Source organism: Arthrobacter sp. 05L45_2 (assembly GCF_056397525.1).
Window position 1 is genome coordinate 1 of the sequence record NZ_JBFTNO010000053.1, and the last position, 9,813, is coordinate 9,813.

Annotated in this window: 9 protein-coding genes; 3 read left to right on the forward strand and 6 right to left on the reverse strand. The window is 69.1% G+C overall.

Annotated elements, in window-relative coordinates; all coding sequences use genetic code 11:
• On the forward strand, window positions 1-308 hold a 308-nt coding region (locus AC1DHD_RS06305), incomplete at its 5' end, for a DUF4870 domain-containing protein (protein ID WP_476878895.1).
• Window positions 309-338: 30 nt separating this feature from the next.
• Here AC1DHD_RS06305 and hemW read toward each other — a convergent pair.
• On the reverse strand, window positions 339-1,577 hold the full coding sequence (hemW, locus tag AC1DHD_RS06310; RefSeq protein WP_476878896.1) for a radical SAM family heme chaperone HemW: 1,239 nt from the start codon (window positions 1,575-1,577) through the stop codon (window positions 339-341).
• Window positions 1,578-1,579: 2 nt separating this feature from the next.
• Window positions 1,580-3,433 (reverse strand): translation elongation factor 4, encoded by a 1,854-nt coding sequence (lepA, locus tag AC1DHD_RS06315; protein ID WP_476878897.1) that lies wholly within the window; start codon window positions 3,431-3,433, stop codon window positions 1,580-1,582.
• A gap of 232 nt (window positions 3,434-3,665) precedes the next feature.
• On the opposite strand from lepA, the gene AC1DHD_RS06320 reads away from it, so the two are divergent.
• Together AC1DHD_RS06320 and rpsT are read left to right on the forward strand one after the other, a co-directional pair.
• Complete coding sequence (locus tag AC1DHD_RS06320; protein ID WP_476878898.1) at window positions 3,666-4,229, forward strand: type II toxin-antitoxin system PemK/MazF family toxin; 564 nt, start codon at window positions 3,666-3,668, stop codon at window positions 4,227-4,229.
• A 241-nt stretch (window positions 4,230-4,470) separates the two neighbouring features.
• Window positions 4,471-4,731 carry a 30S ribosomal protein S20 gene (gene rpsT, locus AC1DHD_RS06325; RefSeq protein ID WP_307036225.1) on the forward strand — a complete coding sequence of 87 codons (261 nt, stop codon included), beginning with the start codon at window positions 4,471-4,473 and terminating at the stop codon, window positions 4,729-4,731.
• Window positions 4,732-4,914: 183 nt separating this feature from the next.
• Here rpsT and holA read toward each other — a convergent pair whose 3' ends face one another.
• The 4 genes from holA to AC1DHD_RS06345 are packed head-to-tail and all read right to left on the reverse strand — an operon-like array spanning window position 4,915 to window position 9,787.
• The gene (holA, locus tag AC1DHD_RS06330) at window positions 4,915-5,928 is read right to left on the reverse strand and encodes a DNA polymerase III subunit delta (RefSeq protein WP_476878899.1); all 1,014 of its coding nucleotides are present in this window, start codon (window positions 5,926-5,928) and stop codon (window positions 4,915-4,917) included.
• On the reverse strand, window positions 5,847-7,808 hold the full coding sequence (locus AC1DHD_RS06335) for a ComEC/Rec2 family competence protein (protein ID WP_476878900.1): 1,962 nt from the start codon (window positions 7,806-7,808) through the stop codon (window positions 5,847-5,849). The genes holA and AC1DHD_RS06335 overlap by 82 nt, the downstream gene beginning before the upstream one ends.
• Before the next feature lies 1 nt (window position 7,809).
• Window positions 7,810-8,712, reverse strand: coding sequence for a ComEA family DNA-binding protein (locus tag AC1DHD_RS06340; protein ID WP_476878901.1), 903 nt, complete (start codon window positions 8,710-8,712; stop codon window positions 7,810-7,812).
• 49 nt (window positions 8,713-8,761) lie between these two features.
• The gene (locus tag AC1DHD_RS06345; protein ID WP_476878902.1) at window positions 8,762-9,787 is read right to left on the reverse strand and encodes a DegV family protein; all 1,026 of its coding nucleotides are present in this window, start codon (window positions 9,785-9,787) and stop codon (window positions 8,762-8,764) included.
• Window positions 9,788-9,813: the final 26 nt, after the last annotated feature.

Consider the following 9,813-nt stretch of genomic DNA (forward strand, 5'->3'; position numbering starts at 1 on the left):
GGGCCACCCTCGCGCACTTCGGCGGCATCCTGGGTTGCATCCCCGCACTGCTGATTTACCTGATCTTCAAGGACCGGGGCCCGTTCACCGCCCAGGAATCAAAAGAGGCGCTGAACTTCACCCTGCCGCCCACCATCGCCGCGGTGGTGGCCAATCTCCTGGTCTTTATTCCGGTGGTCGGCAACTTGTTCGCCGTGCTGGCGACCCTCATCTGGATCGCCCTCGCCTGCTTCTCCGTCGCGGCCGGCATCCACGTCAACCGTGGCCAGCCGCACCGCTACGACTACAACCTCCGCTGGATCAAGTAGCGCCGGACTAATTGCGCCGGGTCATGCAGGTCAGTCCGGCAGGATCCGGCGGACAACGGCGTCGGCCAGCAGCCGGCCCCGGAGGGTCAGCACTAGGCGCCCCTTGAAGGCAGCCGCCGGGTCCACCAGGCCGTCCGCAATCAGACCGGCGATGGCGTGGCGGCCGGTGTCGCCCAGGCCGCCCAGGCTGGTAATCGCCAGGCCGGTCACCAGCCTCGCTTCGAGCATCACGCGTTCCATGTCCCGGGTTTCCGCGTCGAGGGTTTCCCTGCCAGCCGCGGGTGACACACCCGAGGCCAGCCGCCCTGCATAAGCCGTGGGATGTTTGACGTTCCACCAGCGGACGCCGCCGACGTGCGAATGCGCCCCGGGGCCAATCCCCCACCAGTCGTCCCCGCGCCAGTAGGCCAGGTTGTGCCGGCAGGCCTGGTCCGGGGTGCGCGCCCAGTTGCTGACCTCATACCAGCCCAGGCCAGCAGCGGAGATCAGTTCTTCGGCGAGCTCGTATTTGGCCGCGTGGTCGTCGTCGTCGATCCCCGGCACTTCGCCGCGGCGGATCTGGGCGGCCAGCTTGGTGCCGTCCTCCACGATCAGCGCGTAGGCGCTGATGTGGTCCGGTCCATAGGACAACGCGGTTTCCAGCGAAAACCGCCAGTCATCCAACGACTCGCCGGGAGTCCCGTAGATCAGGTCCAGGCTCACCGCCAGGCCGGCGTCCCGGGCCCACTGGACGACCTGCGGCACACGGCTGGGCGTGTGCGTTCGGTCCAGGACCTTGAGGACGTGGGGCACTGCGGACTGCATACCGAAAGACACCCGGGTGAACCCGGCGTCCGCGAGCAGCTGGAGGGATTCGGGCGTGACCGAATCCGGGTTGGCTTCCGTGGTGACTTCGGCGCCGGGTTCCAGGCCCCAGGTACCGATCGCGGCGGCGAGGATCTTCGCGAGGTCCTCCGCCGGCAGCAGCGTGGGTGTCCCGCCGCCGAAAAACACCGTGCCCAGCCGCCGCTCCGGCAGGCCCGAGGCCTTCAGGACCCGGCCGGCGAAATCGACTTCGGCGACGGCTGTGCTGGCATACGCGTCCTGCGAGGCGCCGCCGCCCAGCTCCGTGGCGGTGTAGGTGTTGAAGTCACAGTAGCCGCAGCGGACGGCGCAGAACGGGATGTGGACGTAGAGCCCGAAAGCCCGGTCCGCGGCGCCCTCCAGCGCCTGGGCGGGCAGGAGCCCGTCCGACGGCGCGGGGTCACCGAGGGGAAGCGCGCTTGGCATGGCTACTTCTTGGCCTTGTCCTTGGACTCTTCGGTGGTCAGGGCGGCGATGAAGGCTTCCTGCGGTACCTCGACGCGGCCCACCATCTTCATGCGCTTCTTGCCTTCCTTCTGCTTCTCGAGCAGCTTGCGCTTACGGGTGATGTCACCGCCGTAGCACTTTGCGAGGACGTCCTTGCGGATGGCACGGATGCTCTCGCGGGCGATGATCCGGGAGCCGATGGCTGCTTGGATCGGCACCTCGAACTGCTGCCTCGGGRTCAGTTCGCGCAGTTTGCCGGTCATCATCACTCCGTAGGCGTAGGCCTTGTCGCGGTGCGTGATGGCGCTGAAGGCGTCCACTTGTTCGCCCTGGAGCATGATGTCCACCTTGACGAGGTCGGCGACCTGGTCGCCGTCGGCCTTCCAGTCCAGCGAGCCGTAGCCGCGGGTCTTGGACTTGAGGATGTCGAAGAAGTCGAAGACGATCTCGGCCAGCGGCAGGCGGTAACGGATCTCCACCCGGTCCTCGGACAGGTAGTCCATGCCGCCCATCACGCCGCGGCGGCTCTGGCACAGCTCCATGATGGCGCCGACGAAGTCGTTCGGTGCCAGGATGGTGGCGGAAACCATCGGCTCGCGGACCTCTGCGACCTTGCCGGTGGGGTATTCGCTGGGGTTGGTGACGTGGACCACCTTCTTGTCCTCAAGCGTCACCTCGTACTCCACGTTTGGCGCGGTGGAGATCAGGTCCAGGTTGTATTCGCGTTCGAGCCGCTCACGGGTGATCTCCAGGTGCAGCAGGCCCAGGAAGCCCACGCGGAAGCCGAAGCCCAGGGCAGCGGAGGTTTCCGGTTCGTAGACCAGCGCGGCGTCGTTGAGCATCAGTTTCTCGAGCGCGTCGCGGAGCACCGGGTAGTCGGTGCCGTCCAGCGGGTAGAGGCCGGAGAAAACCATCGGCTTGGCGTCGGCGTAGCCGGCGAGGGACTCGCTGGCGGGTTTGGCCAGGTTGGTGACGGTGTCGCCGACCTTGGACTGGCGGACGTCCTTCACGCCGGTGATCAGGTACCCGACCTCGCCGACGCCCAGGCCCTTGGACGGGGTGGGTTCCGGGGAGCTCACACCGATTTCAAGGAGTTCGTGGGTGGCGCGGGTGGACATCATCTGGATGCGTTCGCGCGGGTGCAGCATGCCGTCCACCACACGGACGTAGGTGACGACGCCGCGGTAGGTGTCGTAGACGGAGTCGAAGATCATGGCGCGGGCGGGCGCCGTCGGGTCGCCGACCGGAGCCGGGAGGTCGTGGACGATCTTGTCCAAGAGGGCTTCGACGCCGGCGCCGGTCTTGCCGGAGACGCGCAGTACATCGTCCGGGTCGCCGCCGATCAGGTTGGCCAGTTCATCGGCGTATTTTTCCGGCTGGGCGGCCGGCAGGTCGATCTTGTTCAGGACCGGAATGATCGTGAGGTTGTTCTCCATCGCCAGGTAGAGGTTGGCGAGGGTCTGCGCCTCGATGCCCTGGGCTGCGTCCACGAGGAGGACGGCGCCTTCGCAGGCTGCGAGGGACCGAGAGACCTCGTAGGTGAAGTCAACGTGGCCGGGCGTGTCGATCATGTTCAGTGCGTAACTGGTGTCATCGAGCTCCCAGGGCATACGGACGGCCTGGGACTTGATGGTGATGCCGCGTTCGCGCTCGATGTCCATGCGGTCCAGGTACTGGGCCTTCATGTCGCGGGACTGGACGACGCCGGTGTACTGGAGCATCCGGTCAGCCAGCGTGGACTTGCCGTGGTCAATATGCGCAATGATGCAGAAGTTCCGGATGAGGGCCGGATCTGTTGCGGCAGGCACCGGGGCGGTGCGGGCCATGGGAGACACGCAGGGTCCTTACTGTTGGCAATACGCGGGAGCGGTACTGAGGGCTTATCCATGGGGTGGCGCTGCCGGCTGTCCGCCGTGCTGCGGCGCACCGCATTTGTCGTTCCTATAGTCTCCCACGTCCGCGTCTCCGGCACCGCATTCCCGCCACGGACCGGCCATTGCCGGCGCAAAGGAACCTAGCTCCGGGCTGCTGCCGGGGCCGGGGCGCGGCGGGCGGTATGGTGTGCCCATGGCCCTGAACCTTCGCTCCTTTGGCAACGCCCTCCGCCGCACCCTGCGTTTCCTGGACCGGCTGGGCGGTGGGCCGGCACCCACCCGGCGGCCCTCGGGCACCGCCCGCGGCCGCGCGTCTGCCCCCGGCAAGGCAGGCGCAGGCAGCATTGGCCTGAGCGGCCGCTACCCCGGTGACTTCCAGGGCACATCCACCGTCCAGTACAGGCCCGCCGTCAACGGCCTGCCTGAGCCGGGCGAGATTGTCTGGACGTGGGTTCCGTTCGAGGAGGACCACAGCCGCGGCAAGGACCGCCCGGTACTGCTCGTCGGGACCCGGGGGCGCTATCTGCTGGGGCTGATGCTCACCAGCAAGGACCACGACAGCGACGCCCGACGCGCGGATGACTACGTGGACATCGGTACCGGACCCTGGGACCGACAGTGGCGCCCCAGCGAGGCCAGGGTGGACCGCGTCCTGCAGATCAATCCCCAGGATGTGCGCCGCGAAGGGGCAATCCTGGATGCCGGACGGTTCCGCGATATCGCCGCGGCCCTGCGCACCCGCCACGGCTGGTCCTGATCCCGCCGGGAGGTCTTACTCCGGCGGGGCCCGGCCGCTCCCCGTCCGGCCGGACGCGACCCGCGCAACCGGCCCGAAATCGCCAGCGGGTGCACTGCTCTGCTATTATTGACAGCTGTGTGTCCGTGCAGGTCGACGGCCACAGATGGTTGGTCGCCATAGGTATCCCCACGCCGCTCAGTCAATGGCCAATCTGAAAGCCCTCTAGACCATTTTCCGCATTGAAAAAGAGAGTTCACACGTGGCTAATATCAAGTCCCAGAAGAAGCGCATCCTGACCAACGAAAAGGCTCGCCTGCGCAACAACGCAGTCAAGTCCGAGCTGAAGACGGCCATCCGCGCCGTCAACACTGCCGTTGCGTCCACCGACAAGGATGCCGCTGCTGCTGCACTGGTTTCTGCCAGCCGGAAGCTCGACAAGGCTGTCAGCAAGGGTGTTCTTCACAAGAACAACGCTGCAAACCGCAAGTCGGCGATCTCCAAGAAGGTCAACGCACTCTAAGGTTTTCCAGTTCAACTGAACTGACGATTGTGGCCGGCACCCCAGGGTGCCGGCCACAGCCAGTTAAAAACCCGGCCACATTTTCTGCGGCGGTGCGGGCCGGCGCCAGCCTGAGCGGGATCAGCCCCTCGCCTGCGGGGACACACTGCGGAGCTATCGGCAACCGGCCCGCGCCCCCGAGGGTCAGCGCCGGACCGATCCCGCGATGACCGTGACGGCGTGCTCGACGGCATAAACCGGATCACGGGACAGCCCTTTGACCTGGGCGTCTGCCTCGGCGGTGACCTGAATGGACCGGACCAGGCCTTCCGGGGTCCACCGCCTCACCTCACGCTGCGCCTGTTCCACCAGCCAGGGCTGCATGCCCAGCTGTTTCGCGATCTGGGCAGACGAACCCTGCGCGCCGGCAACTTTGGCCAGGGAGCGCAGTTTCGAGGCAAGGGCGGCAACGATCGGCACGGGGTCCGCCCCGGTGTCCAGGGCGTGCCGGAGGGTCGACAGGGCCAGGGGCGCGTTTCCGGCCATCGCTGCGTCGGCGACCTTGAAACCGGAAGCTTCGACCCTGCCGCCGTAGTAGCGGTCCACCAGTTCGGCATCGACGGCGGACGTGGCATCGGCGATCAGCTGGCTGCAGGCCGCGGCGAGCTCGGACAGATTTGCCCCGACGGCATTGACCAGGGCCTGCACTGCCTCAGGCTCGATGCGCCGCGAGGCCGCCTTGAACTCCGTGGTGACGAAGGCCACCTTGTCAGCGTCTTTTTTCAACGGCTGGCAGTCAACCACGGGCCACCCGCCGGCCTTAATGGCGTCGAGCAGTTTCTTGCCGCGCACTCCCCCGCCGTGCCGCAGCACCAGGACTGCGTCCGGTTCCGGCTGGGCCAGGTACTTGAGCGCGTCGGCGAGGAAGGCATCATTCATTGCCTCGAGGCCTTCCACTTCGATCAGCTTCTGCTCACCGAACAGCGACGGGCTGACGTTCATGGCCAGGGCCCCGGGGTCGTAGCTGCCGGCGTTGAGCCGGGTGACCTCGACGTCGGGCGCGGCGGCGCGGACCTGGGAGCGGATCCGGTCCATGGCCCGGGACCCCAGATAGTCTTCCGGTCCGCCCACCAGCACTACCGGCGCCGGCGTAACGTCCCGCCAGGTGGCGGTGTTCGCGGCCGTGGTCCGGGTGCGTTGGGTCTGGGCAGCAGCCACTGGTGGTTCCTCCGGGAAGTTGGTTTGCAGACTCTAAGCGTGCCACGGCCGGGGCGGTGCTCCAAGCCGCGCGGTCTGTGCCGGACGGGCGGTTTCCGGGCAGCTGCGGATGCCGCAGGGTGGTCGAGGATCCGGGTGAGCAACAGTGTGGCCTGCCCATGCAGGATCAGGACCAGACGCCGGACGGCGGCGGGGTGGGTGGCCGCCCACGTCCCGGCCAGGGACACGGCGGAGAAGCCCGCCATCGTGGCTGCACCGAAGGCTCCCTCCGGCCACGGCAGCGCCGCGCCAGGCAGGGCTGCAAAGTAGCGTGCTATTCCGGCCACTCCGTCGGCGAACATGCCGGCCACTGCGATGGGCAGTGCAGCGACGTCCGGAACGAGTGGCACCAGCGGTACCGCGGCCGTACCCGTAAGCGTCACGGGCGCCACGAACGCAGCGGCGGCCAGGTTCGCCGCCAGGGCGTAGCTGCTGAACTGGGGCTGAAGCAGCACAATCACGGGACCACAGAACAGTTGCGCCGACAACGGGACCGCGAGGCCCGCAGCCGCCCAGCGAGGCACAGCCGGTGGAAACCAGCCCATGAGGGGGCCTCCGGCGACGACGATGCCCAGGGTCGCCAGGACGGACAGCACAAACCCGAAGTCGCCGGCGAGTTCGGGGCTCCCGAGCAATAGTCCAGTTGACGCCAGGCAGAGCAGGCTGAGGCCGCGCCCGGCCCGGCCGAACGCCAGGGCCGAGAGTCCGATGGCCCCCATGAGGGCCGCCCGGAGCACACTGGCGTCGGGGCCGACCATTAGGACGAAGAGCCCCAGTCCGGTGGCCGCAACCGTCGCGGCTACAGCACGGGGGAACCGCAGGCTGCGGGCCGCGAGCAGCAGGGCGCCCAGGATGAGGCTGCAGTTGGCTCCGCTGACAGCGGTCAGGTGCGTCATGCCGACGGTTTTCATGGCTGCGGCCAGCTGCGCGTCCAGGGCGGCGGTGTCCCCCGTGACCATGCCGGGCAACAGGCCGCGGGCGTCCCCCGCCAGGCGTTCTGCGGCGGTACGGAACCCTTGGCCCAGCTTGGCTGGCAGGCTTTCCCAGCCCGGGGCGGCCGATAGCTGCTGCGGCGCGGAGGACGCGGCCAGCATTCCTGCCTCGGCTTCGCCTTGCCCGGCCGTTTTGAGGGTGCCAGTTGTCCGGAACCGCTGGCCTGGTTCGGCGATCTGCCACCCGCGTCCGCCGACGACCAGCAGCTTCGCGGGGGCCTCCACCCTGCGGCCATCGAAGACCAGAACCCGAAGGGTCACCGGGACCAGCCAACGGTCCGCGAGGCCGGAACGTCCTGGCGCCCGTAGCCGTTTGGGCGTGCCGGCGACGTCGACCTCGGCCACCACGGAGGCGCCGGCGGCGACGGCCTCCGACACCGCTCCCTCGCTCCGTAACGTGGACGCCCCCGCCGAATGGGCACCGGCGACGGACGAAAGCAGCAAACCGACGGCCAGCGTGGCCCGGAGGCTGCGCGCTACGGGGCTTCGGCGGCGGGACTGGACCCCAAGCAACAGGGCGGCAGCCGCGGCTGATAGAGCAGCGCACAGTACGGCGAGGGCGGCCGGCGCCAGCCAACCGCCGGCCAACGCTGTAGCCCAGACCAGGAGTGTGGCGGGGACCAGCCGCACGTCGGTCCGGCGGCGCTGGGGGCTCGGGCTCTGTTGCCGCTCCCGGCCCCTCGCCCGGTGCAGCGCATCCGCCAGGGCCCCAGACATTACATGGCGCAGGGCACGCCCCTGGGCGCCGTCCCCGGACGGGGTGTGGTCCGGTGTGTCGGGGCCCCTGGCCATCCCTGCGGCGGCGGCGTCCCGCATGATCTGCCACCGGGGCCGGGGTGAGGCTGCCATGTCAGACCCTCACCAGGGGTAGGAGCGCCGCAAGCATCTTGGGGCCGACGCCATCTACAGCATCGAGTTCTTCGACCCTGCCGAACCGGCCGTGCTGCTTCCGCCAGTCCACGATTCTCTGGGCCAGCACCGGCCCGACACGGGGCAGTGTGGTGAGTTCTTCGACGCCGGCGGTGTTCAGGTTGACCCTCCCCGAAGACTCTCCGGATCCGTTTGCCGTGCCTRCACCCGAAGTTGTGGAAGGGCCTGCGGGTTCCACAGGGTCCGGGGTGCCCCGCTCCGGAACGAGGATCTTCTGGCCGTCCTCGAGGACAGCGGCGAGGTTGAGCCGGTCGAGGTCGGCCGTGCGGGTACTTCCGCCGGCAGCCTTGATGGCTTCGTGGAGCCGGCTCCCGCGCGGCAGTTCCACCACTCCGGCTTTGGCGACGGCGCCGGCGACGTGGACGATGATGACTGCTGCCGTCCCTCCGGCGGAACCGCCCGCGGGCGCGGTGGCCGCCGGGTCCGCCGGGGCTGCGGTCGCGCCGGTCCCGGGCTCTCCGCCGGCCCCCGCGTCGGCTCCGGCCCTCTGGGCTATTGGCTCGACCCGTGGTGCGCCGCTCGCCGCCTGCCACCAGAACCAGCCGCCCAGCAGCACCGAGACAACGGCCAGGAGCGCAGCGGCCCGCCGGCCTGTCCGCCACCGGAATCCGGCCCCGCCCTGCACACCGGCCTCGCCCGCGGGGGCACCCGCGTCATCGTTCGCCTCGCCCCGCACCGGAGGGACGACCGCCGTCGGGTTCCTGCTGCCCGGCATGGGCCCGAGCAGCCCCTCGTCCGCGGCGGCGCCTAAGGTGGCGGCCCAGCGGTGCCGGGCCGGAACGGCTCCGCCGCGGGACCCGGCGTCCGGATATCGGCCTGACATGCACCCAGCGTAGAAACGGCAGCCATCGGGCCGACAGGGGTATTAACGGCTATGTGGAAAGCGGCCCGGCAGTCTCCGGCGTCGGACCGCTCCCGGGCAGTGGAGTGCTGCTCTCCCCCACAATGACGGCCAGGACGCCGAGTCCGGCGTGGGCAGCCAACACCGCAGGCAGTGCGCTGAGCTGGGCGGGCGGGCAATCCGGAAGCAGCTGACCCAGCCGGGCGGCCATCTGTTCAGCCTCCACCCGGTTACCGAAGTGGTGCACCGCGATCCGGGCCTCCCCGTCGGGGCGGGAGCGCGCATCGGCTGCCACGATCTCTTCGAGCCGGCCAATGGCGCGCGCAGCGGAGCGGACCTTTTCCAGCGGCACTACCTTGCCGCCGTCGACCGCGAGGATCGGCTTGATGGAGAACATGGTGCCCCACAGGGAGGCCGCCGCACCGATCCGTCCCCCGCGGCGCAGCTGCTCGAGGCTCGGCACGTAGAAATAGACCTTGGTGCGGGCCAGCCGTTCCTCGGCGAAAGCCCTGACCTGTCCGGCGCTCCGGCCGTCGGCGGCCGCGACCACGGCGCTCTGCACGCCCATGCCGAGAGCCATCCCGACCGTACGGGAATCGAGGATTTCCACCGGAATCCCCACCCTGGCCGCGGCGAGCCTGGCGGAATCGGCGGTGCCGGAGAGCTCGCCGGAGATGTGGATCGAGACGACTGATTCGAAGCCGCGGGCCGCAGCCGCCAGGTAAGCCTGCTCGAACTGGCCGGGCGAGGGCCGCGACGTGTGGACCGGCACCGCGCCGGCAAGCGCCACGGCGATGGTCTCGGCGATGTCGTCCTCACCCTCGCCGTAGATCTCGGTGCCCACCATCACCGGCATCGGCACCACGGTGAGGCGCCCGTCGGCGGTGAAGTCGCGCACCCACTCCGCGGGCAGCGCGGCGGCCGAATCCGTGACCACTGCGGTCCGCACGGCCACGGCAGGCACGGGTTCAACAACGGCGCCCGGACGGGTGGCCTGGCGGAGCCTGATGAGGCGTTCGCGCAGCCAGGGCCAGCCAGGGGGCTCACGGTCGGGCACCACACACCTCCTGGAAGAGTTCCGGG

Coding starts and splice junctions, on each gene's coding strand:
- hemW (WP_476878896.1), bottom strand. CDS start 1,577: ATGCCAAGCGCGCTTCCCCTCGGTGACCCCGCGCCGTCGGACGGGCTC.
- AC1DHD_RS06320 (WP_476878898.1), top strand. CDS start 3,666: ATGGCCCTGAACCTTCGCTCCTTTGGCAACGCCCTCCGCCGCACCCTG.
- AC1DHD_RS06335 (WP_476878900.1), bottom strand. CDS start 7,808: ATGGCAGCCTCACCCCGGCCCCGGTGGCAGATCATGCGGGACGCCGCC.